This window comes from Longimicrobium sp. (assembly GCA_036389795.1).
GTDB lineage: Bacteria > Gemmatimonadota > Gemmatimonadetes > Longimicrobiales > Longimicrobiaceae > Longimicrobium.
Map to the genome: position 1 here is coordinate 1 of DASVWD010000244.1, position 26291 is coordinate 26291.

21 protein-coding genes are annotated in these 26291 nt (G+C 72.3%); 18 read left to right on the forward strand and 3 right to left on the reverse strand.

Annotated features, from left to right (window positions below):
* The 16 genes from accB to lolA all read left to right on the forward strand — a co-directional run.
* Nucleotides 1-315, forward strand: a 315-nt coding sequence (gene accB / locus VF746_28855; protein HEX8696463.1) for an acetyl-CoA carboxylase biotin carboxyl carrier protein, incomplete at its 5' end; no start/stop codon positions are given.
* Nucleotides 316-318: 3 nt separating this feature from the next.
* Nucleotides 319-1491: a type IV pilus twitching motility protein PilT gene (locus VF746_28860; protein ID HEX8696464.1), complete on the forward strand. Its 1173-nt coding sequence runs from the start codon at nucleotides 319-321 to the stop codon at nucleotides 1489-1491.
* A gap of 7 nt (nucleotides 1492-1498) precedes the next feature.
* Entirely contained in the window at nucleotides 1499-2851 is a 1353-nt protein-coding gene (gene accC, locus VF746_28865; protein HEX8696465.1) for an acetyl-CoA carboxylase biotin carboxylase subunit, read from the forward strand.
* Entirely contained in the window at nucleotides 2852-3628 is a 777-nt protein-coding gene (locus VF746_28870; GenBank protein ID HEX8696466.1) for a 2-phosphosulfolactate phosphatase, read from the forward strand.
* A gap of 47 nt (nucleotides 3629-3675) precedes the next feature.
* The gene (locus VF746_28875; GenBank protein HEX8696467.1) at nucleotides 3676-4110 is read left to right on the forward strand and encodes a DUF1772 domain-containing protein; all 435 of its coding nucleotides are present in this window, start codon (nucleotides 3676-3678) and stop codon (nucleotides 4108-4110) included.
* Nucleotides 4111-4604: 494 nt separating this feature from the next.
* Complete coding sequence (locus tag VF746_28880) at nucleotides 4605-5150, forward strand: hypothetical protein (protein HEX8696468.1); 546 nt, start codon at nucleotides 4605-4607, stop codon at nucleotides 5148-5150.
* A 229-nt stretch (nucleotides 5151-5379) separates the two neighbouring features.
* A complete protein-coding gene (locus VF746_28885; protein ID HEX8696469.1) occupies nucleotides 5380-5742 on the forward strand; it encodes a VOC family protein in 363 nt (120 codons plus the stop codon).
* A gap of 249 nt (nucleotides 5743-5991) precedes the next feature.
* Nucleotides 5992-8346 carry a DNA translocase FtsK gene (locus VF746_28890; GenBank protein HEX8696470.1) on the forward strand — a complete coding sequence of 785 codons (2355 nt, stop codon included), beginning with the start codon at nucleotides 5992-5994 and terminating at the stop codon, nucleotides 8344-8346.
* A gap of 7 nt (nucleotides 8347-8353) precedes the next feature.
* Nucleotides 8354-8569, forward strand: a complete 216-nt coding sequence (locus VF746_28895; protein ID HEX8696471.1) for a hypothetical protein — start codon at nucleotides 8354-8356, stop codon at nucleotides 8567-8569.
* A 77-nt stretch (nucleotides 8570-8646) separates the two neighbouring features.
* On the forward strand, nucleotides 8647-8979 hold the full coding sequence (locus tag VF746_28900) for a hypothetical protein (protein ID HEX8696472.1): 333 nt from the start codon (nucleotides 8647-8649) through the stop codon (nucleotides 8977-8979).
* 209 nt (nucleotides 8980-9188) lie between these two features.
* Nucleotides 9189-9887, forward strand: a complete 699-nt coding sequence (locus tag VF746_28905; GenBank protein HEX8696473.1) for a hypothetical protein — start codon at nucleotides 9189-9191, stop codon at nucleotides 9885-9887.
* Nucleotides 9888-10159: 272 nt separating this feature from the next.
* Complete coding sequence (locus tag VF746_28910; protein ID HEX8696474.1) at nucleotides 10160-10930, forward strand: crotonase/enoyl-CoA hydratase family protein; 771 nt, start codon at nucleotides 10160-10162, stop codon at nucleotides 10928-10930.
* 245 nt (nucleotides 10931-11175) lie between these two features.
* Nucleotides 11176-13155 carry an Ig-like domain-containing protein gene (locus VF746_28915; GenBank protein HEX8696475.1) on the forward strand — a complete coding sequence of 660 codons (1980 nt, stop codon included), beginning with the start codon at nucleotides 11176-11178 and terminating at the stop codon, nucleotides 13153-13155.
* A 99-nt stretch (nucleotides 13156-13254) separates the two neighbouring features.
* Nucleotides 13255-13470, forward strand: a complete 216-nt coding sequence (locus tag VF746_28920; GenBank protein ID HEX8696476.1) for a hypothetical protein — start codon at nucleotides 13255-13257, stop codon at nucleotides 13468-13470.
* A complete protein-coding gene (locus VF746_28925) occupies nucleotides 13470-13652 on the forward strand; it encodes a type II toxin-antitoxin system HicB family antitoxin (protein ID HEX8696477.1) in 183 nt (60 codons plus the stop codon). The genes VF746_28920 and VF746_28925 overlap by 1 nt, the downstream gene beginning before the upstream one ends.
* 118 nt (nucleotides 13653-13770) lie before the next feature.
* Nucleotides 13771-14658 carry an outer membrane lipoprotein chaperone LolA gene (lolA, locus tag VF746_28930; GenBank protein ID HEX8696478.1) on the forward strand — a complete coding sequence of 296 codons (888 nt, stop codon included), beginning with the start codon at nucleotides 13771-13773 and terminating at the stop codon, nucleotides 14656-14658.
* A 381-nt stretch (nucleotides 14659-15039) separates the two neighbouring features.
* Here lolA and VF746_28935 read toward each other — a convergent pair whose 3' ends face one another.
* Complete coding sequence (locus VF746_28935) at nucleotides 15040-18060, reverse strand: hypothetical protein (protein HEX8696479.1); 3021 nt, start codon at nucleotides 18058-18060, stop codon at nucleotides 15040-15042.
* Between the two features lie 433 nt (nucleotides 18061-18493).
* Between VF746_28935 and VF746_28940 the strand changes: the two genes are divergently transcribed.
* Complete coding sequence (locus VF746_28940) at nucleotides 18494-19111, forward strand: nucleotidyltransferase domain-containing protein (GenBank protein HEX8696480.1); 618 nt, start codon at nucleotides 18494-18496, stop codon at nucleotides 19109-19111.
* Nucleotides 19112-20087: 976 nt separating this feature from the next.
* Here the strand turns inward: VF746_28940 and VF746_28945 are convergent.
* A complete protein-coding gene (locus VF746_28945) occupies nucleotides 20088-21467 on the reverse strand; it encodes a sigma-54 dependent transcriptional regulator (GenBank protein ID HEX8696481.1) in 1380 nt (459 codons plus the stop codon).
* 788 nt (nucleotides 21468-22255) lie between these two features.
* On the opposite strand from VF746_28945, the gene VF746_28950 reads away from it, so the two are divergent.
* A complete protein-coding gene (locus VF746_28950; GenBank protein HEX8696482.1) occupies nucleotides 22256-25042 on the forward strand; it encodes an ATP-binding protein in 2787 nt (928 codons plus the stop codon).
* A 479-nt stretch (nucleotides 25043-25521) separates the two neighbouring features.
* On the opposite strand, the gene VF746_28955 is transcribed toward VF746_28950, so the two are convergent.
* On the reverse strand, nucleotides 25522-26291 hold a 770-nt coding region (locus VF746_28955), incomplete at its 5' end, for a hypothetical protein (GenBank protein ID HEX8696483.1).

A 26291-nucleotide genomic window follows, 5' to 3' on the forward strand; every position in this document is an offset into this window, starting at 1 on the left:
GCGGCGCCCGCGGCGGCCGCAGGGTCGTCCGCCGGGGGCGAGGCGGCCCCGGCCCCCGCGGCGAAGTCGAACCTGGTCGAGATCAAGTCCCCCATGGTGGGGACCTTCTACCGCTCCCCCGCCCCCGAGGCCCCGCCGTACGTCGAGGTGGGCAGCCGCGTGGCGAAGGGGCAGACGCTCTGCATCCTCGAGGCGATGAAGCTGATGAACGAGCTGGAGTCGGAGGCGGCCGGCACCGTGCGGGAGATCTGCGTCGAGAACGGCGAGCCCGTGGAGTACGGCCAGGTCCTGTTCCGCATCGAGCCCACGGCCTAGCCCATGTCCGACACCGCCACCGAAGCCGCCGCGCAGAAGGCGGGCGGCAGGGAGTTCAACCTCCGCGACGCCCTGGAAGAGCTGGTGCGCAAGGGCGGGAGCGACCTGCACCTCAAGGTGGGGCGCAGCCCCGTCATCCGCGTCAACGGCGAGCTGCACGAGACCGGCCTCGCCCAGCTCAAGCCCGAAGACCTGAAGAAGGCCTCCGACCAGCTGCTCAAGCCCAAGCAGCGCGAGCACTTCGACGAGCACAAGGAGATCGACTTCGCCGTCGGCGTCCCCGGGCTCGGGCGCTTCCGCACCAACATCTTCCAGCAGCGGGGCACGCTCGGGATGGCCTTCCGCGCCATCCCCGTCGACGTGCCCACGCTCGACACCCTGGAGCTGCCCAAGGTGCTCGAGGAGCTCGCGCTCATGCCGCGCGGGCTGGTGCTGGTGACCGGGGTGACGGGGTCGGGGAAGTCCACCACGCTGGCCGCGCTCATCCGCCACCTGAACGAGCGGCGGGCGGTGAACGTGGTCACCATCGAGGACCCGATCGAGTTCCTGCACCGCGACGTGCAGTCGATCATCTCGCAGCGCGAGGTGGGGGCCGACACGCTCAGCTTCCACGACGCGCTCCGGCACGTGCTGCGGCAGGACCCCGACGTGATCATGCTGGGCGAGATCCGCGACCGGCCCTCGATGGAGACGGTGCTGAAGGCGGCCGACACCGGCCACATGGTGCTCTCCACGCTGCACACCACCGACGCGGCGCAGACCATCAACCGCATCATCTCGTTCTTCCCGCCCCACCAGCACGACGAGATCCGCGCCGTGCTGGCCAACGCGCTGAAGGCGATCGTCTCGCTCCGGCTGATCCCCCGCGCCGACCGGCCGGGGCGCGTCCCCGCGGCCGAGGTGCTGGTGAACACCGCCACCATCTCGGAGCTGATCCGCAAGGGCACCGAGCTGCACACCATCCCCGACCACATCGCCGAGGGGAAGGTGAGCTACGGGATGCAGACCTTCGACCAGAGCCTGCTGGAGCTGTACGGCAAGGGGTGGATCTCGTACGAGTGGGCGATGCACTACGCGTCGAACCCCAGCGAGTTCGCGCTGCGCGTCTCGGGCGTCTCGCCCGGCGAGCAGGAGCTCTGGGCCGGGGCGCCCGAGTCCCCCCGGAAGACGGCCTAGGGAGACAGTGTTCCGCAAAGTCCTGATCGCCAACCGCGGCGAGATCGCGCTGCGGGTCATCCGCGCCTGCCGCGAGCTGGGGATCCGCACGGTGGCCGTGTACTCCGAGGCCGACCGCGAGAGCCTGCACGTGCGCTTCGCCGACGAGGACGTCTGCATCGGCCCGCCGCCGGCGCGCGAGAGCTACCTGAACATCCCGCGCATCCTGGCCGCGGCCGAGATCACCGGCGCCGACGCCATCCACCCCGGCTACGGCTTCCTGGCCGAGAACGCCGAGTTCTCGGAGATCTGCGAGGTGAGCGGGCTCACCTTCATCGGCCCCACGCCGCAGCAGATCCGGGTGATGGGCGACAAGGCCACCGCCCGGCGCACCATGCGCGAGAACGGGGTGCCGATCGTCCCCGGCACCGACGCCATCGCCGACCCCGACGAGGCGCTGGCCGAGGCGCGCCAGATCGGCTTCCCGGTGCTGATCAAGGCCTCGGCCGGCGGGGGCGGCAAGGGAATGCGCGTGGCGGCTACGCCCGAGGAGTTCGAGCGCCAGTACTCGATGGCGCGCAACGAGGCGGCGGCCGCCTTCGGCGACGACTCGGTCTACATCGAGAAGTACCTGGCCCGGCCGCGCCACATCGAGTTCCAGATCCTGGGCGACAGCCACGGCCGGGTGGTGCACCTGGGCGAGCGCGACTGCTCGATCCAGCGCCGCCACCAGAAGCTGATCGAGGAGGCGCCCAGCCCCGCCCTCACCCCGGAGCTGCGCCACGAGATGGGCGAGGCGGCGGTGCGCGGCGCGGCGGCGATCCAGTACGTGGGCGCGGGAACCATCGAGATGCTGCTGAACGAGGACAAATCGTTCTACTTCATGGAGATGAACACCCGCATCCAGGTGGAGCACCCGGTCACCGAGATGTGCACGGGGTTCGACCTGGTGAAGGAGCAGGTGCGGGCGGCCGCGGGGCTGCCGCTCTCCATCCCCGAGTGGGAGATCGTGCTGCGCGGCCACGCCATCGAGTGCCGCATCAACGCCGAGGACCCGGCGCGGAGCTTCGCGCCCTCGCCGGGGACGGTGACCACGTTCCACCTCCCCGGCGGCCCCGGGGTGCGGGTCGACACGCACGTCTACGCCGGCTACCGGGTGCCGCAGCACTACGACAGCCTCCTGGCCAAGCTGATCGTGCACGCCTCCACCCGCGAGGAGGCGATCGCGCGGATGAAGCGCTCGCTGGCCGAGACGGTGATCGAGGGGGTGCACACCACCGTGCCCTTCCTGCAGGCGGTGATGGACCACCCCGACTTCGTGGCCGGCGAGGTGGACACCAAGTTCCTGGAGCGCTACGTGGCCGAACGGGCGGGTGCCTGAATGAAGCTGGACATCCTGCTCACCCCCGGCGAGCTCCTGCCGGGCGACATCGCCGAGCGCACCGTGGTGGTGATCGACGTGCTGCGCGCCTCCAGCACCATCGTGGAGGCGCTGGGCGCGGGCGCCCGCACGCTGTACCCGGTGGCGTCGGTCGAGGAGGCGCTCCGGCTGGCCAACACGCTGGGCCGCGAGGAGGTGCTCCTCTGCGGCGAGCGCAAGGCGCTGCCGATCGACGGGTTCGACCTGGGGAACAGCCCGCGCGAGTTCACGGCCGGGAAGGTGGCGGGGAAGACGCTGGTGATGAGCACCACCAACGGCACCGTCGCCCTGACGGCCGCGGCCGCCGCGAAGCGGGTGGTGATCGGCTCGTTCCTCAACCTCTCGGCGGTGGTGGCGGACCTGGCGCGGCCGAAGGTGGAGCCGGTGCTGGTGTGCGCGGGGCGCGAGGGGAAGTTCGGCCTGGAGGACGCCGTCTGCGCGGGGCGGATCGCCGCGGCGGTGATGGCCCGGCGCAAGCGCGAGCGGTGGGAGCTGAACGACGGCGCGCACGCCGCCGTGGCGCTGGGCGAGCAGTTCGCCGACCTGGAGGCGCTCCTGGCGAAGACGGCGGCCGGGAGGCAGATCGTGGAGGCGGGGCTGGAGGAGGACCTCCCCTTCTGCGCCCGGGCCGACCTCCACGACATCGTCCCGGTCTTCCACGACCGCCAGGTCACGCTCGCCACCCCGCCGGCCGCCGCGGCGCCGGAACCTGCCGAGGCCGAGCCCGTCGAGACCTGAGCGCGCGCATCGTCAGGGTTCGCCCTTCCAAACGCAGGGAGACTCCGATGGTGTTCGCGCTGATCGCGATCCTCGCCGCCGGACTGTTCGCCGGGGCTTCCCTCTACATCAACCTGGTGGAGCACCCCGCGCGCGTCGAATGCGGCACCGAGCTCGCCGTGAAGGAGTTCGCGCCGAGCTACCGCCGGGCCACCGTCATGCAGGCCGGCCTGGCCGCCCTGGGCCTCCTCAGCGGAATCGCGGCGTGGCTGCGCCTGGGGCACGCGGCCTTGCTGATCGGTGGAATCCTCCTGGGGGCGGTGATCCCGTTCACGTTCGTGGCGATCCTGCCGACCAACAAGCGGCTCCTCGATCCCGGGGTGACGTGGGATCTGGAGACCGCGGCGAGACTCCTGTCGCGCTGGCAGCGGCTCCACGCGGTCCGGACGGTCCTCAGCCTGGCGGCGTTCGGCCTCCTCACCTGGTGCATGCTCGCTGTCTGATACCCACCTTGCAGAGCATCGTTCAGGTACAGCTTCTGAAAAGCCTCTCACAGAGGACACAGAGGACACAGAGAACTTCAATCGCGCCTTCAGTTCCCTCTGTGTTCTCTGTGTCCTCTGTGTGATTCCAATCTGTTTGGAACCAGAACTATGCTCGGCAACCTGGTATGAGGCGCCGCGACATCGCCCCGGTCCAGCAGCGACGACGAAAGCAGAGCCCCCGCCGCGTCCGTCCGGCGGGGGCTCCTTCGCGTCGGGATGCCGGGCTGCCCGATCCGCGCTACTGCCGCACCACGCGGATGGCGTCGGCGGAGATCGTGCCGGCGTCGGCCAGGGAGCGGGACATCAGCACCTTGGCCCACCCCTACCTGGCCGAAGGGGCCCAGCGGAAGCCATGTCCCGTAAAGAGTCTGGACGGTCCGGTACGACCGCCTATCTTGCCCCTCGCCCCGCGGCGTGGCACAAATGTCCATTCCTCAACCGGAGTCCCCAGCGTGAGGATCGCGGTCCTGTCGAGCCTCTTCCTTCTCGCGGCCGGCTGCGCCCACGCCCAGACGCCCGCCGCACCGGGCGCGGCTCCGGCGCCGGACCGCCTGGCCCGGGTGCGCCGCGAGCTCGAGGCGCGCTACGACGAAAACGCCCGCGCCTTCATCGCCCAGGATACCGCCGCGGTCTATGCGCTGCGCGCCGCGGACTTCCACACCGAGACGCCCGACGGCCGCACGCACACCTTCGCCGACATGCGGGCGTACACGGAGCGGCTCTTCGCGATGATCGAGCGCTTCGACACGCTCACCTTCCGGATCGACAGCCTCACGCTGCGCGGCGACACGGCCGTGGCGGTCGTCTTCCAGCGCTCGAGCCGCCTCCAGCACCTGCCCGGCACCCCCGCGGGCGAGCTGCACCGGGTGAGCGCCGCCGTGATCCAGCGCGAGCAGTGGGTCCGCGGCCCCACGGGGTGGCTCCTCTGGCGGGTGGACCAGGTGCGCGACCAGGGGCTCTGGATCGACGGCGAGCTGCGGAGGCGGCCGGGCGGCTGATGCTGATCGACGATCTGCTTCGGTATTCGCGATCGAAGTTCCTGTAGGGGCGAGGCCTGCCTGAGGCCTGCCTCGCCCGGATGGCCGAAGGCCATCACGCGGCGACACGCCTGGCCCGCTTCGACGAGCGTTGGTGCTGCGACAGGCAGCGGGCGAGGCAGGCCTCGCCCCTACGAGCCCGATTACCGGATCAGATTATCAACTTATGTCACGCGCGATCGAGGCTGCGATGAGATTGGGGAAGTTGATGATCTTCGTGCCGGATCTCGGAGCGGCGAAGCGGTTCTACTCCGACGTGCTGGGATTTCCGCTCCGGGCGGAAGCCGAGGACCGGCTGGTCTTCGCGCACCCGGAGTGCGACCTCGTCGCCTTCCGGTGCGACCGGCCCGGCACGGTCGGCGACTATGCGAGGGAGGCCAGGTCGGTCTTCGTCTTCGAGGTGCCGTCCGTGGACGCGGCGATGCGGGACCTGACCGCGAAGGGAGTCGAGTTCCTGCACTGGGCGCCGGCGGAGAACTCGATGGGGCGCTACGCCGCGTTCGTCGACCCGTTCGGGATCGTGCACGAGGTCTTCGAGCCCAGGGCCGTGTAGCACCTCGATGAATATCGACATACATCTCTGATCTCCTCATTACTCTCGCGACGTTTGGCATTTCTTCGCCCGGTGCTTATCTTTGGGCCGTACCGCGAGCCGGCCCCCACACCGATCACCCTCCAATCTCCCCTGAACGCGGAAGCGGTATGACCGCAATCCGTTGCCGCGCCTGCACGTACCCAGCCGGGCGAAGTGTCCGGCGCGGGGCGGATGTCCTTCCGCACCCCTGACTCAAAAACCGGCGAGATGCTGTTCTCCCTCGACGACAAGCAGCGGCGCGACCTGTGGGGATTGAGCCTCCTCACGCTGGCGGTGCTCATCGCGCTGAGCCTGCTCCTGGGCGCGTTCGGCGAGCGCTACCCCGCCGACAACGTGGTGGGCCCCATCGGCCACTGGCTGCGCAACGCGCTGGTGGGCGGGCTGGGGGTGGGCGCGGTGGCGGTGCCGCTGCTCTGCGGCATCTGGGGGCTGGTGGCCTTCGAGAAGCTCGGCACCGAGCCGGCCGTGCGCTGGTCGGCGCTGGTCGCCGGGCTCACGCTCCTCCTCCCCGCCGCGCTCGCCGTCCTCGCCGACCCCGCGCCGCCGGCCGCCGGGGCGCTGGGCGCGGGGCTCGCCAGGGCGTTGACCTCCGTGCTCGGCAGCGTGGGCTCCGCGCTCGTCCTCTTCTTCCTCTTCGCCGCGCTGTGCGTGGCCACCGTGGGCTGGAACCCGCTGAGGAGCGCCGTCGGCGGCGGGCGGCTCGCCTGGGGGCACGCGCGCAAGGTGGCCGCGGCCGTCCCCGTGCCGCCGCTCAAGCTCCCCCTCCGCCGCGGCGCGCCGTCGGCCGAGACCGAGGAGGAGGAAGACGAGGGGTTCTACGAGGGCGGCGATCGGGAAGACTTCGACTGGCTGACCGGCGAGCCGGCGGCCGTCCCCGCCGGGGCCGTGGCCGCCCTGCCGGAGGTCGATCCCGAGGCCACCGTCGCCTCGCCGCCCGCGCCGGTGAAGACCAGGCGCGGCAGGCCGGTGCTGGCCGAGCAGGTGGACCTCCTGGCCGAGGCCGGCGACCCGGAGAGCACGGACCTCCCGGCGACCACGCTGCTGACCGCCGCGCCGGCGCGCGACGAGGCGAAGAGCCGCCAGGAGCTCGACAAGCTGGGCCAGGTGGTGATCGACAAGCTGGCCACCTTCAAGATCGACGGGCAGGTGGTGGGGATGACCACCGGGCCCGTGGTCACGCAGTTCGAGATCGAGCCCGCGCCGGGGGTGAAGGTGGCCCGCATCGCCAGCCTCGACGCCGACCTGGCGCTGGCGCTGCGCGCGCCGTCGGTGCGCATCGTGGCCCCGATCCCCGGCAAGGGCGCCGTGGGGGTCGAGGTGCCGAACCCCGCGCCCGAGATGGTCTTCTTCCGCGAGGTCATCGAGAGCCCGCAGTTCCGCGGCAGCAAGGCGCAGCTCCCCCTGGCGCTGGGGAAGGACATCGCCGGCCGCCCGCTGGTCGTCGACCTGGCCAAGATGCCGCACCTGCTGATCGCGGGCGCCACCGGCTCGGGGAAGTCGGTGTGCGTCAACACCCTGATCACCTCGCTGATCTTCCGCCACACGCCACAGACGCTCCGGTTCCTGATGGTGGACCCGAAGATGGTGGAGCTCAGCATGTACAACGACCTCCCCCACCTCAGGCACCCCGTCGTCACCGACAACAACGACGCCGCGGCGGTGCTCAAGTGGGCGGTGATCGAGATGGAGCGCCGCTACCAGCTGCTCTCCGCCAACGGGGTCCGCAACATCATGGACTTCAACGCGCGCCTGGAGAGCGGCGTCCCCATGCGCTCGCCCGACCCCGACGGCGACGAGGGCGACCCCGACCGCTGGACGTACCGGGGCGGGCGGCTGCCGTACATCGTGGTGATCATCGACGAGCTGGCCGACCTGATGATGACGGTGCAGGGCGAGGTGGAGAAGCCGCTGGCGCTGCTGGCGCAGAAGGCGCGCGCCATCGGCATCCACCTGATCCTGGCCACGCAGCGCCCCTCGGTGAACGTGATCACCGGCCTCATCAAGGCCAACTTCCCCAGCCGCATCGCCTTCCGCGTCTCGTCGAAGGTCGACTCGCGCACCATCCTGGACCAGAACGGCGCCGACGCGCTGCTGGGCAACGGCGACATGCTCCTGCTGCCGCCGGCCAGCAACGAGCCGATCCGGGTGCAGGGCGCCTACCTGTCGACGGAAGAGACCGAGACGCTGATGACGTGGTACCGCGAGCAGGCGCGCCTCCGCCGCGAGGCCTCCGAGGCCGCGGGCGCGGCGGCCGAGGAGCGGAGCGAGGAGGACATCCTGGAGGTGGTGCGCGCGCACGAGGGCGCGGCCGACGAGCTGGAGGCGGGCGACGACCCCAGCGACCGCGACAAGCTCTTCCGCGAGGCGGCGATGCTCTGCATCCAGCACCAGGGCGGGAGCACCTCGCTGCTGCAGCGGCGGCTGCGCATCGGCTACGGCCGCGCCGCGCGCATCATCGACCAGCTGCACCTGGCCGGCGTCCTGGGCCCGCCCGACGGCTCCAAGCCCCGCGAGGTGCTGGTGGATATCATCGGCTTGGACCAGATCGCGCCGGAAGACTGACAGCGGAATGACTGAGGCGGACGAACTTGTGGAACTCCGGCTGCGTCCCCGTCCGGCGGAAACCGTCGAGCTATCGATTCCCTTGAATGCACTCGCCACAATCCGGGATGTCGCAGCCGCACGCGACATGTCACCCGAAGCGCTGATGAGGCTGTACATCGGCCAGGGGCTGCGGCAGGACGTCTCCCGTTTGTTTGCGGAACGCATTCAGGCGGAAGACTAGACGCGCCAACGGGTTCCAGGCACGTGCCCAGCACGGCCTTTGCGTAAGGCGGGATTCGCATCCTTCAAGGAGGACCGATGCGAATCCCGCTTCTTGTTTTGCTGCTGGTCGTAAGCGCGCCAGCTGTCCGCGCTCAGGCGCCCGCTCCGGCTGACGATGTGGCCGAACAGCCGCGCGCGGCGCAGGTCGAGGAGAAACGGATCAGTGACGAAGAGGCCCGGAGGCTCGTCCTGGCCCCCCTCGCCGCCAGCCGGACGGCCGCGCGGGACGAGGCTGTGGTCGTGCGGCGGAAGCAGGCGGCGGCGGACGCGGAGAGCGCGGGCCGCGGCGAGGACTTCCTCTGGCAGGTGCTGCTGATCACCGTCAGCGCGATCATCACCGCGCTCGTCTGGAAGGCGATCAACGATTAACGAGGAAGGGAGGCGAGCGCCGGGCCGGAGCCGCGTCTCCCCCGCGCTCGTTTCAGTGCCCGTGCCGTACACATATAGCACAATGCGACGGGTTGCTTGCGCCCGATGTTCCGGCGCGTCAGAATAACCCTGAACTAACGTTCACCGCCCGCGGACCATCGCGGGCGGTTGCCGTCTCTCCCTCCCACCTCTCCCGGAAAGGACCCGCTTTGGCCGACAACCAGCTTCCCGCGCCGCAGCTCGTCGTGAACAGCCGGATGCTCTACACGAGCTGGATTCCCGAGGACTCCGAGGCCTGCGCGCGGCTCCTCCCGCACGCGCTCCAGCCCGCGGCGAACCACGCCGTCTACATGAACCAGTACGTCGTCGACTCGGCCGAGCAGACCACCGGCTTCGGCGCGTACTCGCTGACCTACCTGGGGCTGGACGTGGCGGACCACTTCGCCCCCGGCGGCGTCACTCCCGCGCGCTTCTTCACCCACTACTTCAACTCCTCGCCGGTGATGCGCGCGTACGCCAGCGAGCGCGGCGTGCCGGCCACCCCCGGGCGCACGACGCTCGAGGTCGCGGGCGGCGTCGCGACGGCCACCACCTACGTCGACGACCGGCCGATCATCCGCACGCGGGCCGAGGTGGGGGACGCCACCTCCGTCGCCGCCGGCCACCTGCGCTACATCACCGCGGTGCGCAACCGCCTGATCAGCGGCAACTACCCGTTCATCGGCGACCTGGTGAGCCCGTTCCGGGTGACCTCCGTCGAGTTCCTCGACCCCAGTCACCCCGTCTACGCGCTGCGCCCGAAGTCTCCGCTCGAGGCGGTGGCGGCGTCGTCGTTCTACGCCCCGCGCGACTCGTTCGTCTACCCCGGCGGCGAGGAAGACATGGGGCCCGCGGGCGGACAGGCCTGACGCGGACCGTCCACAGGTCCGGTGCGGCGCGCTGTTCACCGTGCACCGGTTCTGTGCGAAGCAACTCGAACCGCATGTCACGGAGGAAACGGAGTCGGCGGAGTACGACCAGCGGTTCCTCCGTTGACTCCGTTGACTCCGTGTGAGCCCTTTCAGGATCATCGGACGAAGACGGAGCGCCGCCGCGAGGGAGGATTTCGCGGCGGCGCTCTCCGTCTTATGGTTCCGGCGCCGCTGGATCTTTCGCCGATCCCAGTCTCTGTGAGGCCTTCATGACCGTTCGCGTGGAGAGGGACGGCCCCGTCACCGTCGTCTCGATCGACCGCCCCGAGGCGCGCAACGCGGTGGACCGCGAGACGGCGGAGGCGCTCGCGCGGGCGTTCCGCGAGTTCGACGGCGACCCGGCGGCGCGCGTGGCGGTGCTGCGCGGCGAGGGCGGCCACTTCTGCGCGGGGGCGGACCTGAAGAAGTTCGCCGCCGGCCAGGGAAACCGCGTGGAGCCGACGGGCGACGGGCCGATGGGGCCCACGCGCATGCGCATGTCCAAGCCCGTGATCGCCGCGCTCTCCGGGTACGCGGTGGGCGGCGGGCTGGAGCTGGCGGTCTGGTGCGACCTGCGGGTGATGGAGGAAGACGCCGTCCTGGGCATCTTCTCGCGCCGCTGGGGCGTGCCGATGATCGACGGCGGCAGCGTGCGGCTCCCGCGGCTGATCGGGCTGAGCCGCGCGCTCGACCTGATCCTGACGGGCCGCCCGGTCGGCGCGGACGAGGCGCTCGCCATCGGGCTGGTCCACCGCGTGGTCCCACCCGGCCGCGCGCGGGCCGCCGCCGTCGAGCTGGCGCGGCAGCTCGCCGCCCTGCCGCAGGCCGGCCTGAGCGTGGACCGGGCCTCGGCCTACGACCAGCTGGGCCGCGACTGGGACGAGGCGATGGCGGGCGAGTTCCGGCGCGGCAGCCAGGTCCTTCCCGAAGCCGCGGAAGGCGCCCGCCGCTTCGCCGGGGGCGCCGGCCGCCACGGCTCGTTCGAGAGGCCGGAGCCGTGAGGCGGTCCCCCGATTCGATCCAAACGATGGTCGTGTATCGCTCCGCGACACCCAACGTGCCACGCTGCACCGTCCTGTCCCGTCGCGCGGCGAGCGTTTTCTCCACAACGGCGGCGGACCGTGGAGCGAACTCATTGCGCCTCGGCATTTTGGAGGAAGCGTAAACAAACGTATGCGGAATGGACCGCCGTTTGCAGCGACCGCGGCCGTCCCTTCCCACGATAGTCCTCAGCCCAAGCAGTGCCATGAGACGCATCGCGCCGCTCCTCGCCGCGTCGTGCACCCTGCTCGTCGTAGCCGGGTGCACCGACCAGCGTGTCACCTCGCCCGGCCTGGACGCTGGCGGAGACGCCCGGCTCGCCGCCGCGCCCTGCACCGAGTGCGTGTACCTCACGGGCTCGCTCCCGGGGAAGAACAGCTCGCAGCTGCAGCCGGCCGGCGGGTCGTACCAGACCACGCAGTCGGGCACGCACCGGGGGTGGCTGCGCGGGCCGGCGGGGACCGACTTCTCGCTCGCGCTGGAGCGGCTGGAGAGCGGGCGCTGGCGCACCGTGGCGAAGGCCGACGCCTCCGGCTCGTCCGGCGAGTCGCTCTCCTACAACGCCGCCGCGGGCACCTACCGCTGGCGCGTCACCTCGAAGAACGGCGGCGGCGCGTACGAGCTCTGGATCCAGTACCCGGGCGCCGTCACGGGCGGCGTGCAGGTCGACACCATCGTCGTCACGCCCGCGTCGGCCTCGCTGCAGGTGGGCCAGTCGCTCGCGCTGGGCGCCACCGCCTATGACACCAACGGCAACGTGGTCGCGGGCGCGCAGGTCGGGTGGACGTCGAGCAACGCGGCGATCGCGAAGGTCGACGCGGCCGGCGTGGTGACGGGCGTGGCCGCCGGCGGCGCCACCGTCACCGCGTCGCTGGGCGGCGTCTCCACGCGCGTGCCGGTCACCGTGCTCGCCACGGACGGGGGCGGCGGCGGCGGAGGCACCTGGACGAGCATCAGCACCGGGCAGAACCACTCGTGCGGCGTCACCAGCACCGGGGCCGGCTACTGCTGGGGCGCCAACATGACCGGCGAGCTGGGGATCGGCACGATCGGCGACAGGCGCACTCCCACGCTGGTGGCGGGCGGGATCACCTGGCAGCACATCGACGGCGGCGACGACTTCTCGTGCGGGCTCGCCACCAGCGGCGACGCGTACTGCTGGGGCTACGGCTGGCACGGCCAGCTCGGCAACGGCGTGCTGGGCGGCGACCGCGTCACGGCCCCCACGCGGGTGGTCGGCGGGCTCAAGTTCAGCAGGGTCGACGCGGGGAACACCGGCAACTACCACGCGTGCGCGCTCAGCACCTCGGGCGCCGCCTACTGCTGGGGGAACAACAGCTACGGCCAGCTCGGCAACGGGCAGATCACCAACCCCTTCGGCTCGGCCTCGCCCGTGGCGGTGGTCGGCGGCCGCACGTACACGCAGGTCAGCGTGGGCCGCGACTTCACCTGCGCCATCGCCACCGGCGGCGCGCTCTACTGCTGGGGCGACAACGAGGTCGGCCAGCTGGGCGACGGCAACGGCGGCCCGTCGGTGCTGAGGCCGCAGCCGGTGCCCGTGGCGGGCGGGCGCACCTGGCAGTCGGTGGCCACCGGCGACAGCCACGCGTGCGGCGTCACCACCGCGGGCGAGGTGTACTGCTGGGGGCAGGACGCGTTCGGCGAGCTGGGCCAGGGCACGGCCGGCATCACCAGCTACGTGCCGGTGCGGGTCGCCGCCAACGCCACCTTCACGGCCGTGGGCGTGGGGACGTACCACTCCTGCGCCGTCAGCACGTCCGGGATGCCGTGGTGCTGGGGGTACAACGAGTTCGGCACGCTGGGGCGCGGGACCAGGGGCTCGACGAACCCCAACCCCACGCCGGTGCCCGTGGTCGGCAACGTGGCGTTCGCGGGGCAGCTGCAGGGCGGCTACCTGCACACCTGCGCCCGCTCCACCGACGGCCGCGCGTTCTGCTGGGGCTACGACGGCACGGGCGAGCTGGGGAGCGAGCCGGACTCGGAGTTCTGCGCGGTGCCGGGCGGCGAGGCGGGGTGCCGCTCCACCCCGTGGGCGGTCTCGGCGCCGGGCACCACCACCGCCACCCGCAGCACGTCGGGCCTGGCGCCCAGCCTGTCGCGCGGCGCCGCGGTGATGGACCGCCTGACCGGCCGCCTCCCCGCGCGTAGGATCCGGTTCAGGTAGCCGCCATCCGGGCGATCCGTCTCGACTTCTCTCCGCCCCCCGGCGTATCTTGCCGGGGGGCGGAGTGCTATCTTGCCCCAGTTACCGACGTCCAGAGCCGTGTCGGCAGTAGAGCAGGAGCTTCGGGATTATCTGGCCGCGCTGAGCCCCGATCAGCAGCGCGAGGTCCTGGACTATGCCCGTGCCTTGAGCAAGGCTCCTCGACGCAGGGTGCCAGGGCGAGCGCTGCTGCGCTTCGCCGGCAGCATTCCCGCTGACGATCTGCGCACCATGATCGACGCAATCGAAGACGGCTGCGAAAACGTGGATCCCTGATGCGATTCCATATCGAGATCGACCGCGAGGAAGACGGCCGCTGGATCGCCGAAGTGCCCGATCTGCCCGGTGTACTCGTCTACGGCCGGGACCGGGCGGAGGCGATCGCGCGAGTCCAGGCGCTTGCGAAGCGTGTGATGGTCGAGCGCAAGAGGCATCGAGAGCCAGGTCCGGGCTGTTGACCACATCCCATCGGCTCTTTACCGCCTGACGGCCGCCCGCCGCGCCAGGAACGCCGGTTGCACCCCCGGGTAACTAGCTGCGCTCCAACGACCTGAACCATCCACCGGAAACGGCGCGATGAAGCGATATCTTCCCTGCCCCGCCCTGCTCCTGCTCCCCCTGGCGCTGGCCGCGTGCGGCGGCGGGCGCGAGGCCCCGGGCGACGCACCGCAGCGGCGCTCCAGCGTGCAGGTGAAGACCGCCCCGCGCGCGGGAACCCCCGTCGCCGGGGGCGACACCGCGCTGGCGGCGGCCGGGCAGGCGGCTCCCGCGGCCAACGGACAGCCGGCGGGCGGGACCGCCGCCGCCCCGGCCGGCGCGCGCCCGGCCGGCCCCAACGCGGGCGAGGCGCCGGCACCGCCGCCGCAGGGCGGGCGGCAGGACCAGGCCGCGGAGATCCTGCGCCGCGTGGAGCAGACGGCCGCCGGCATCCGCACCTTCGAGGCGGACTTCGTGCAGACGCTCACCGTCCCGCTGCTGGGCACCAACACCCGCAGCGCCGGCAAGCTGTACCAGCGCAAGCCCGACCGCTTCCTGATGAAGTTCAGCGACCCCGCGGGCGACGTCGTGGTGGCCGACGGGCGGCACTTCTGGATCTACTATCCCAGCAGCGACCGCACCCAGGTCATCCGCACCAGCATCGCCCAGGGCGGCGAGCAGGCCGACTTCCAGCGGCAGTTCCTGAGCAACGCCACCGAGCGCTTCGTCGCCACGCTGAACGGCGAGGAGAACGTGGGCGGCGAGGCCACCTGGGCGCTCACCCTGGTGCCCCGGCGCGAGTCGCCGTACAAGGTGATCCGCGTGTGGGTGGACAAGGACGACCACCTGGTGCGCCGCTTCGAGATGACCGAGGAGAACGACTCGGTGCGCCGCCTGGAGCTGCGCAACCTCAGGGTCAACCAGCCGATCGCCGACGCGCTCTTCACCTTCACCCCGCCCCCGGGCACCCAGGTGTTCGACCAGTAGGCGCCGCCTCCGGGCACCCCGGACGAGACGGGCCGCCGCGACGATCCGCGGCGGCCCGTTCGTCTTTCTCTCCTCTCGTGCAAGCCCTGAGAGGGATAGTTCTGGATGGATTCCGATCCTCCGGCGGACGGCGAAAAGCCTCACATTCAGTCATGGATCTCGATCCCCGAACGATCCTCTGCAAAATGGTATCATACCATTTCGCAGGGAATCGTTCGTATATCAGCCCTGAAAAGGTCTCACACAGAGGGCACAGAGAACACAGAGGAACAGCGGAGAGATTGAAGTTCTCTCCGTGTCCTCCGTGTCCTCTGTGTGATGCCAATCTGTTTCTCTCGAACCAGAACAATGCTCGGAAACGTGGTATGATGCTTTTCAGTTTCACTGGGCGCGGACCGACACGTCGTCGAAGTCGGCCACGTCGGCGCGCAAGTGGTAGAGGCCGGCCGAGCCGGCGGTCAGGACGGCGTCGGCGCGCACCTTGAACCACGACCCCGGCTCGGGCTCGTCCATCCGCCACGCCTTCCCCAGCAGCGTCCCGCCCTGCACCCGCGCCCGCAGCCAGTACCAGGCGCCGGCGGCGTAGTCGAACCGGATGCTGCCGTCCAGCACCGTGCGCACGCCGTCGGCCACGCGGATGTAGTCCAGCGTCTGCGCGCCGAGCGCCACGCCGTAGAAGCTGTCGGACCCACCCGCGGGCGACTCGATGCGCAGCGCCGCGCCCGCCGTGTAGCCGCTCCCCGTGGTGGAGGGCCGCACCCGCAGGAGCACCTCCTGGTCGCCCGCCGCGTCGCTCATGGCGGCCAGGTCCAGCAGGCGGTTGGCGCTCACCGAGGAGCCGACGCTGCGGACGCCCGGGTCGCCGCCGCCCAGGTCGGCCACGTTCCAGGTGACGCCGGTGGTCACCCCCGCGGGCGTCCACCCGGGCGGGACCTGGCCGGCGGGGTCGCCCGTGAAGCCGGTGGAGACCAGCGCGCCGGAGAGCGGGAACACCGGCGGCAGCGCCCCCATCACCGGGGTGCCGCCGGTGGGCGCGGCGGCCCCGTTGATCGCCGCGCCCATCACGTCGTACTCCACCCCCGACTCGCGCGTGTTGGTGTAGAGGCCGGCGTACCCGGGGGGCACCACCGCCGCGCCGCCGTTGGAGCCGAAGTTGCGGCCCTGGGTGAGCGTCCAGGCGGCCGGCTCGGGCTGGCCGTCGGGCCAGTAGCGGGCCATCACCTGGGTGGCGGTCTTGCGCAGCCGCACCCACATCCACTGGTTCGGCGCCCAGCCGGCGGCCGCCACCGACACCCGGTTGAAGCCGCCGCCCCGGTAGTTCCAGAGCTCGAAGTTGCCCTTGCTGAGGCGCGCCCCGTACTCCTGCGGGTCGTTGTTGGCGTCGATCGAGCCGGAGAGGTACGCGCCCCCCGCCGAGTAGGCGGTGGAGGTGGTGCGCAGCTTCACCACCACCTCCTGCTGGTCGGCCACCGGCACCACCAGCCAGGCGTGCGGCCGCGACCCGCCGTTGACGGTCGAGCCCTCCAGCCGCAGCACCCGGCCGCCGGTGGCCTGCGCGTCGGAGCGCACCACCAGCAGGTAGTTCCAGTCCCAGTTGGAGCGCATCTTCCGCAGGTCGGGCATGGGCGAGCCGACCGTGCCGGTGGAGAAGTCGGTGAACCACTGCTCCCCCGGCGGCGGGGGCGGAGGAGGGGGCGGCGGCGGCGGCGCTTCCGTGACGGTCACGGCCGAGGTGTCGGCGAGCTGCGGCGACGCGGTGCTGGTGGCGACGACCGCGTAGGAGCCCGTCGTGGCGCCCGCGGTGTAGAGCCCGCCCGCGCCGATCGTCCCGCCCGTGGCCGCGTAGGTGACGCTCACGGCCGTGCTGTCGCCGTTGGAGAGCCGCCCGTACGCCTGGAACTGCACCATCCCGCCGGCCGCGACCGTGGCGGAGGCCGGCGTCAGGAACACCTGCGTGAGGGTGGGCGGAGGGGGAGGCGGGGCGGCGCCCGGGATCGGCGCGGTGGCGCCCCGGGACGCGAACCCGAACGCGTCATAGTCGACGGTGTTCGCCTCGTAGGTGTAGAGCCCGGCGGAGCCCGCGGCCAGCCCGGCGTCGGTCCCCGTGGTGGTCCAGCCGGCCGGCTCCGCGGCGCCGTCGGCCCACACCTTCGCCTTCAGCGACGTCCCGTCCGCGCGGAAGCGCAGCCAGTACCACTGCCCCGGGTTGTTCACGAACGACGCCGCGCTCACGAAGAGCCAGGCGCCGTTCAGGAAGCGGTTGATCTCGACCTGGTCGGTGTTGGGGCGCAGGTAGGCCACGTACGCGCTCTCGGAGGTGCCCGCCATGGTGTGCCGGAGCGCCACGCCGGGGCCGCGGGCGTCGCCGTCGGCCAGGCGCAGCTTGACCACCACCTCCTGCTTCGTGGTGGTGTCGGCGGCGGCGTCCAGCCGCAGGATGTGGCGCGCGGTGGCGGTGGTGGTGTTGCGCAGCACCCGGGCGTCGGAGGCGGTCGAGTCGGCCGCCAGCACCCAGTCGGAGCTCGCCGGGTACGCCGTCTCCGTCCAGCCGGCCGGCGCCGCGCCCGGCGTCCCTTCCGCGAAGGTGAGCTCGGCCGACGACACGGGCGGCGGGGGAGGCGGCGGAGGCGAGATCGGGGAGAGGAAGGTGGCCTGCCAGACGTCCCACTGCACCACGCCGTTGTCGTGGTTCGAGACCCCCGGCTTGCCGGCGGGCCAGCGCGTGTCGGTCGCGCTCATCTGCCAGGCGGCGGGCTCCGCCGTGCCGCGGGGCCACACGCGCGCCTGCACCGTGGTGCCCACGGCCCGGAGCCGCACCGAGTACCAGGTGTCGTCGGCCCAGAAGAGGCCCAGCGTGTCGAGCTGCGTGTAGGCGCCGCCGGTCCAGGTGGCGAGCGCGATGCTGCGGTGCGTGCTGGTGGCCACGAACCACACGGCGTAGCCGCCCTCGTCGGTGGCCGTCCCGCCCATGCGCACCGCGGCGGACCCCATGTACCACACCGTGGTGCCGCCGCCCAGGGAGCGGACGCGGAGCTCGGTGTAGACCTCCTGGTCGGCCACGTTGCCGGCGCCGTCGTAGGCCAGCCCCCAGCGGTTGCGCGACTGGCCGCCGGCCGCCCACTGCAGCACCTTGCCGCCGGCGGCCGACGGCTCGTCGGCCACCAGGAAGTACGGGGTGGGGTCCCACACCTGCGAGAAGCCGGCGGGCTGCGCGCCGGCGGCGTACTCGCTCCAGTCGGTGGAGTGCACGTCGCCGCTGACGGTGATCGCGCGCGGGTGCAGGTCGGGCCCGGTGAGCGGCGCGCGGTCGCGGCAGCCGTAGCCCAGCGCGGCGGCCAGGAGGAGCAGGGCGGACGCGCGGCGCCGCGTCGCCGCGTTCGGGAGCGGAATCGGCAGGGACATCGGGGAGCCCCGGTTCGGAAGGTCCGGTGGTCCGCGGAAGGGAACGCACTCTCCCCACGGCGGAACCAGTGCCCCGAGCGCACGGCGCGGACCGTCCCCTCTCCCCGCCGCGTCGCGCTGGAATCGTTGCAGTTGCTCGCAGATCGAGCCGGCTCGCGGGCCGGGGAGCGGGAAAGCGTTGCTCCGGCACCACAACCCGTTTCGCGGAGTGTTGAAGGCCCACCGCATCGGCGGGCGCGGCGAAGCACAGCCCCCGCATGGAGATGGCGCCTACGGAGGGCTCGCTTGCCGCCGAGTGGCTCAGGGACTCTCCGCGACAGGTCTACATCAGCGGGAGCCGGGGCAGGAGCGGAGCGCTCCCCGGCTCGGCGATGCACATTGCACACGCCTCTACGTCGTGCTAATTTTCAGCACACCAGAAGATCCGGATCACATGAAGGCTTCTTCCCAGCACGCGTCCACGCTCGCGGCGCTCTTCCCCTCCATGGCGATGGCGCGTCTGGTGGTGTTCTTCGCCGTGCACCCGGGCGGCCGGTTCCACCTGCGCGAGCTGAAGCGGCTCACCCGGCTCTCGAGCGCGTCGCTGCAGCACGAGCTTCGGCGCCTGGCGCGGATCGGCGCGCTGCGGCGGGAGGAAGAGGGGGCGCGGGCCGTCTTCAGCGCGGACGAGTCGCACCCCGCCTGGCGCGCGTGGATGCTCCTGCTGCGCTCCGGCGCGTCCCCCGCCGACGTGCTCCGCGAGGCGCTGGTGGACGCGGAGGGGCTCGAAGGCGCTTTCGTGTTCGGCTCGTGGGCGCGCGGGGACGCACGCCCGGACAGCGACGTCGACGTGTTCCTGATCGGGAGCGACGACGCCCGGCTGCGCGCGGGGAGGAGCCTCTCGGAAGCCGAGCTCCTGGTCGGCAGGGAGCTGGACGTGATCGGCTACGACGCGGAGCAGCTCGCGCGGCGCGTCCGCTCGGGCAACGCGTTCGTGCGGCGCGTTCTCGCCGGGCCGATGGAGTGGGTCCGCGGCGGCCCGGAAGCATTGACGGAGACCTGCTCCGTGTGATCGAAACCGCTGCTCATCGTGCTTCTCCTTATCTTTGGCGCAGCCGCGAGCAGCCCCCTCCCCAGCCCTCCCCCGGTGCGCGGTGGAGGGAGAACAACAGCACGCTGTGCATTCCTCGGGTCCGACCTCGGAGCCGGCGAGCGATTCAGATCATCCGTACAAAAGAATCTCGGCGCCGGGCGGGGAGGCCCGGCGCCGAGGGGTGCGAACGCCGTGGGGAGTCTGCGATCCTGGGGGTGATCAGAAGCCGCGGGGGATGGCCAGGTGGGGACCAGCACCAGCTCGGCCCAGCCGGGGGAGAGGGTCGGGGGCGGCCAACGACGGACTCCACGTTCGCGCTCCGCAGGGGTGCGGAGGTGCTCACGTCGGGGCCGCTGCCCTGTCAACATGTGTTCCCGACCGGGCACGACGGATAAGATGTTGCAGAATAGAGGTTTAGCAGATCGGTGAGGACGCGCGGGGCTGGTGCGGCTGCAACGGGGTGTTGCAGGGGGTGCAACGCGGCGGGCCCCCTCCGGCTCGCTGGGGCTCGCAACCTCCCCCGTGCCGTGGGATGTTGCGGGGCGGAACTCGTTGCGAGAGCGAGCTTCGGAGTGGCGGCGGGGGGCCCTCACCCGCCGCCTTAGAGCGGCAACCCTCTCCCAACTTCGGGAGAGGGTGGACTTTACGGCGGTGTGGGGGGAGAGGGTAGTGCTGCGTGTTCCGCAGCCTGTTCCCTGTCCCCTGCGGCTGCGTGAGGGATGCGCGCCCGGCGGGCCGGGCCGGCGCCGCCACGGGGGTATCGTGGCGGCGGCGGCCCGGCGCGGTTGGGCACAGTCGTATCGTGCCCTACCGCGCGCGCAGCCCGGCCTGGAGCGCAGCGGAGGGACACGCCCGGAACTGCAGTGCGAAAGTGCTGAGTGCGAAAGTGCGAAAGTGACTGCGATCCAATCACTTTCGCACTTCGCACTTCGCACTTCGCACTTCGCACTTCGCACTATTCATCCGCCTCGTCGGCGTCGACCAGCGGGCCGCCGGACTGGTACTGGGCCAGCAGGCGGTCCAGGCGCGGGCGCGAGATGCCCAGGATGCGCGCGGCCTTGCTCTTGTTGCCGCCGGTGTGGCCCAGCACCCGCTCCACGTGCCGGCGCTGCGCCTCGGCCAGCGACACCAGGCCGTCGTCGCTCTCGGGGGGGCGCTCGGGGGCCAGCGCGGCGCCCAGCGAGAAGTGCTCGGGCGAGAGCGCCGGGCCGTGCGCCAGCACGGCGGCCCGCATGATGGAGTTCTCCATCTCGCGCACGTTCCCCGGCCAGTCGTGCTCCTGCAGCATCTGCATCACCCGCGGGGGGATGATGCGCACGTCCTTCTTCAGCTCGCGCGCCGCCTTCGCCAGCAGGTGCTCGGCCAGGATCGGGATGTCCTCGCGCCGCTCGCGCAGGGGCGGGATGTCGATCTCCACCACCCGCAGCCGGAAGTACAGGTCCTCGCGGAACTTCCCCTGCCGGATCATCTCCTCGATCGGGCGGTGGGTGGCCGCGATCACCCGCGCCTGCGTCTTGCGCGGCCGCTCGCCCCCCACCGGGTAGAACTCGCGCGACTGGATCACCCGCAGCAGCTTGGACTGGAACGAGAGCGTGGTGTCGCCGATCTCGTCCAGGAAGATGGTGCCGCTGCCCGCCAGCTCGAACTTCCCCTTGCGGTCGCCCACCGCGCCGGTGAAGGCGCCCTTCACGTGCCCGAACAGCTCGGACTCCAGGAGCGACTCGGCCAGCGCGGTGCAGTTGATGGCCACGAACGGCTCGCTGCCCCACGGCGAGAAGTTGTGGATGGCCGTGGCCACCAGTTCCTTCCCCGTCCCCGTCTCGCCGCGGATCAGCACCGGGGTGCGGGTGCCGGAGAGCATCCCGATCAGCTTGTAGATCTCGATCATCCGGGGGCTGCGCCCCACGCCGAAGTCCAGCGTGTCGCCCTGCGGCCTGCCGCCGTCCGCGCCCTTGCCGCGGCTGCGCGAGGCGCGGTCGCGCAGGCAGCGGTTGACCACCAGCTCCAGCTGCTCCAGGTCCACCGGCTTCACCAGGTAGTCGTACGCCCCGGTGCGGATGGCGTCGATGGCGGTGCGCATGTCCTCGTAGCCCGTCATCACGATCACGTCGACGTCGGGCATGTCCGCGTTGATCTTGCCCAGCATCTCCAGCCCCGTCATCCCGCCCATGTGGATGTCGGTGATCACGATGTCGGGGCGGTAGTCGTGCATCACGCCCAGCGCCTCCTCGGCGCTGGACGCGCTCAGCACGTCGAAGTTCAGGCGGCGGAAGTGGTAGTCGAACGCCATCTGCACCGCAGGCTCGTCGTCTACGATCAGGATCTTCCGGCTCAAGGACGGGTGGGGCTGGAGGGTGGGCCGCGGGCGGCGGAAGCGAAGGGCGGGAGCGGCGCCGCGCCCGCCGGACGGCGGTCCGGGCGCGGCCGGGCCGGACTAAGTTGCGCGCTCGCGCGGCGGCGCGCCAGTGCGGCCGGGTGAACGTTTGGTTCCGGACCGGCACGAAGAGTGCCGTGTGCGGTGTCGAGGAGACGAGGTCGGGCGGCCCCGGTCACCCCGGAGCAGACGCCGCGGACCGGGCAAACTGCAACGATTCCGTGGACCACGCCCGCCCCCGGCGCCCCGCGGTGACCCGCGAGTGGCGTCGAAGATGCGTGTACAACCCTTCGACAGGACGGAAACCGCCCGGGCGAGCTTCCGGGCGGGTCAAAACGCGATTGTGAATTCCGGCCTGTCAAGAGACGGGAGGTTTTGCACGCGCAAGTGGTTGTCCCGCCGTGAATTCGCAGGGAATTCATGCGGCCCTGGGCCGCGGGGCAAAACAGTTGTTGTCCGGAGCCGCTCCCGGCGTGCTCCGGTTCTCACGCAAATTCGTGTCAGGAAGGGATGGATCCCGCGTGCTCCGTAAACCTTGCCACTGCAACGACCTATCCATGCAGCACCCCAACAAAAGTATTGCGTCCCTGTGGAGGCGCTGGCATATTGTTTCCTCCCTGCGACCGGGGGGCAGCCGTTTGCCCCTCCCGGCCGCGGTGGACCGCTCCGTTCTGAACCGCCGTTCCGTCCGGCTGTCCCGGCAGTCCTTCCGGCTGGTCCGCGGGCCCCTTCTCCAACCCGGCGCCTGAATGCGCGCACCGCGTCGCAACCGACCGGTCCTCCGGTGGGAGCTGTCCGACACCTTCCCGGGCCACGCGCTCGCGAAGGCGGCTCGCGACGCCCTGCAGGGGCGCGTGGGCCTGCTCTGGCTGGCCGGGGCGCACCCGCGGGGGTGGCGCGTCCCCGACGGGCCGCCGCCGCAGTGGGACGCGCTCGCGGCCGACCCGCTGGTGCGCCACGTGGTGGACTCGGGCCAGGCGCTGGCGCTGGCCGACCTGCGCGCCGAGCCGCGCTTCGCCGCGGGGCTCCTGGCCGGCGAGCTGGGCGCGGTGGCGTGCGCCGCCGTGCCGCTGCGCGTCCCCGGCGGCGGGCGGGCGGCGGCGGGGCTCCTGGCCGTGCTTGACGTGGAGCCGCGCGACTGGAACGGCGAGCTGGAGGCGCTCTTCGCGCTGGGCGGCCGGGTGGAGGCCGCGCTCCCGCCGCTGCTGCGCGGCGCCCGGGCGCGCGCCACCCCGCGCCTGCCCCGCGTGGCCCCCGCCACGGCCGTCCCCGTCCCCGCCCGGGCCGACGAGCCCGCCTTCCCGCTCGCGACCGTCGCCCGCGCGGCGCCCGCGCGGCGCGACGACGGCGTGGCGCGCCACCTGGCGCTCCTGGAGCTGCGCGCCGCGCTGGCGGCCGCCGCCAACGAGAGCGGGAGCGTGGCGGCGGCGCTGCGCACCTGCCTGCGCGAGTTCTGCGCGCACCTGGAGTGGCCGGTGGGGCGGGCGCTCCTCCTGGACGCCCACGGCGAGCCCGTCGACGCGCCGATCTGGCACGCGGAAGACCCGGCGCGCTTCGACGCCTTCCGCCCCGCGCTGAACGCGCTGAAGCCCGGCGACGGGCGGGGCGTGGGCGCGCGGGCGCTGGCCGCCGGGAAGCCGGTGTGGCTCGACGACCTGCGCACCGACGGCACCTTCGCCGTGAGCCACGCGGGGTGGGAGGCGGGGCTCAAGAGCGCCGTGGCCTTCCCCGTCCCCGCCGGGGGCGGCACCGCCGCGGTGGTGGAGCTGTACTCTGAGCGCGCGGAAGCGGCCGACCCGGCGGTGCTGGACGCCTGCGCCTGGGCCGCGCGGCAGCTCTGCTCGCTGGTGGAGCGGCTGCGCGAGCGGGCCGCCGTGCACGACGCCGCCGAGACGCTGCGCGCCGTGCTCGACGGCTCCCCCGCCCCGGCGGTGGCCTTCGACGCCGCGGGGGGCGTGGCGCTCTGGACCGCGGCCGCCGCGCGGCTGCTGGGCTTCACCGAGCTGGAGGCCGCCGCGCGCCTTTCCGACCCCGCCTCGGACGGCGGGTGGCCGGGGCTGCGCCAGGCGGCGGCCGCCGCGCTCGCCGGCGGGCAGCCCACCTCGGCGTCGCTCCGCTGGCGGCGGCAGGACGGGCGCGGGCTGGACCTGCGCGTGCACTGCGTCCCCCTGCTGGGCGACGACGGCGCCACCCGGGGCGCGGTGGCGCACCTGTGGGACGTCACCGCCGAGACCGAGACCGAGCGCACCCACGAGCAGCTGGTGATGGCCGAGCAGGTGGCGCGGGTGCGGGTGGACGCGCTGGAGCGGCGCGCGGGGCTGCTGGGGCAGGCGGGCGAGCTGCTGGACGCCAGCTTCCAGTACCTGCAGCACGAGCGCTCGCCGATGCTCTCCAGCCTGGCGTACCTGCTGGTGCCCACCCTGGCCGACTTCTGCCGCATCGACCTGGCGCAGCAGGACGGCTCGGTGGCCCGCGTGGCGCTGGTGCACACCGGCCCGCGCGACGACGACGACGACGAGGTGCACCCGGCCGACGAGGACGCCGCCACCCACCCGGTGCTGCGCGTGGTGCGGAGCGGCGCCCCGATCGTGCTCTCCTCGCTCACCCCCGAGGTGCGCCGCTCGCTCTTCCCCACCCCGGAGGCGCTGCGCGGCCTGCCGGACGAGCCGCACGCCTTCGCCTGCGTGCCGCTGCAGGCGCGCGGGCGGACGCTGGGCGCGCTCACCCTGGCCATGACGCAGCCCGGGCGCCAGTTCGACCGCGAGGACCTCTTCCTCACCCACGACCTGGCCCGCCGCACGGCGCTGGCGCTCGACAACGCGCGCCTCTTCCAGCACGCCGAGGCCGCCGCCAGCTGGCGCGAGCAGGTGCTGGCCATCGTCTCGCACGACCTGCGCAACCCGCTGAACGTGATCTCCATCGCCACGGGGGCGCTGCTGCGCGGGTGGCCGGCCGACGCCGAGCGGGTGGCCGAGCGCGGGCAGCTGGCGCTCATCGCGCAGCAGGCCGAGCGGATGCGGGGGCTGGTGGCCGACCTGCTGGACCTGGGGCGGGTGGAGTCGCGCACCTTCTCGGTGGAGACGCGGCCGATCGCGGTGGGGGTGCTGCTCAAGGCCGCGCTCGAGTCGCACCGCCCGCTGGCCGAGCAGAAGGGGATCGCGCTCACCGTCTCGCGCTTCAGCGCCTGCTGCGTGGAGGCCGACGAGCAGCGCGTCTACCAGGTGTTCAGCAACCTGATCGGCAACGCGCTGGCGTACACGCCGCCGGGCGGGTGCATCACCCTGGCCGCGCAGTCCGACGGCGCCGATGTGCGGCTCTCGGTGGCCGACACCGGCCCGGGGATCCCGCAGGCCGACCTGCCGCGCGTGTTCGACCGCTTCTGGCAGGGGAAGAACTCGCGGGGCGGCGCGGGGCTGGGGCTCTCCATCAGCCGGGCGATCGTGGAGGCGCACGGCGGCCGCATCTGGGCCGAGAGCCGCTCCGGCGAGGGCGCCCGCATCGTCTTCACCCTCCCGGTTGCCGACACGGGCAAGTAGTACGGAAGTACGAGAGTACGGAAGTACGAGAGTACGGAAGTACGAGTGCCCGGTCCGCCTCCCGCGGTGCCGGGCACTTTCGCACTCAGGACTTCGCACTTCGCACTGCGGTTCTGGGCGTGTCCCTCCGCTGCGCTCCGGGCCGGGCTGCGCGCGCGGTAGGGCACGATACGACCGTGCCCAACCGCGCCGGGCCACCGCCGCCACGATACCCCTGTGGCGGCGGCGTCCCGGCCCTGTCGGGCGCGCATCCCTCACGCGAACGGCAGGGAACAGGGGATAGGGTACAGGGAACAGCCAGCACCACCCGCCCCCCGTACCGTAAAGTCCACCCTCTCCCGAAGTTGGGAGAGGGTTGCCGCTCTCAGGCGGCGGGTGAGGGCCCCCGCCGCCGCGCCGGGATCCGTCGGAGCGCGCGCAGCCTTTCCGCGCAACCGGCGTCGCGCCAGGCGCCAGGGAGAGGGCGCGCGGCCGCGGCCTCAGTGCCTTCCCCGCCCTCCCGCCATCGCGCGCGCCAACGCCGCCGCGCCGCCGCCGGGAAGGGTGTCCATGGCGCACACCGGGTCGACCTGCGGCGCGGGGGTCCGGCTGGACTGGCCGGGGCGGCTGGGGCGGCTGGGGCGGGGCCGCGGACGGTACTGCGGCGGCGGCGGCGGGGGCGGCGGCGAGCCGTAGAAGCGGCAGCACCCGCTCGCGCAGGCCATCCACCCGTACTGCAGCTCCTCCTCCTCGTCGTCCTCGGGGATCGAGTCGGCCTGCGTGCGCGGCCGGTACCACGCCTCGGGCCGCTTCGAGTTGTGGCCGTCGGGGCAGAAGCGGAAGAAGAGGCCGGTGGCCTGCGACTGCCGCACCACGCGGGCGGTGTCGGTGAGGTCGCGGTACACGCCGTAGCCCGTGCTGTCGCCCTGCGCCACCAGGTAGACCCTGCGGTCGAAGTTGTCGGTGCCGAAGCCGATCGCCGATTCGTAGGCGAAGGGGTTCAGCTTGGTGAGCCGCCCGACGATGCGGGGCTGCCCGTTCAGGGCCGCCTTCCCCAGGCACGGGGTGCGGCGCTCCGACTCGATCCGGATCACCATCACCCTGCACGTCTCGCAGAGCCGCACCGGGACGGCCGCCGAGATGCCCAGCTCGAAGTTCAGGCTGTCGACGTACGGCTGCAGGGTGGACCACGGCACCCCGTCCAGGTTCTGCACCGGCGCGGGGGGCGGCGGGCCGGTGCAGGTGTCCTGCTGCACGGCGGCGGCCGGCG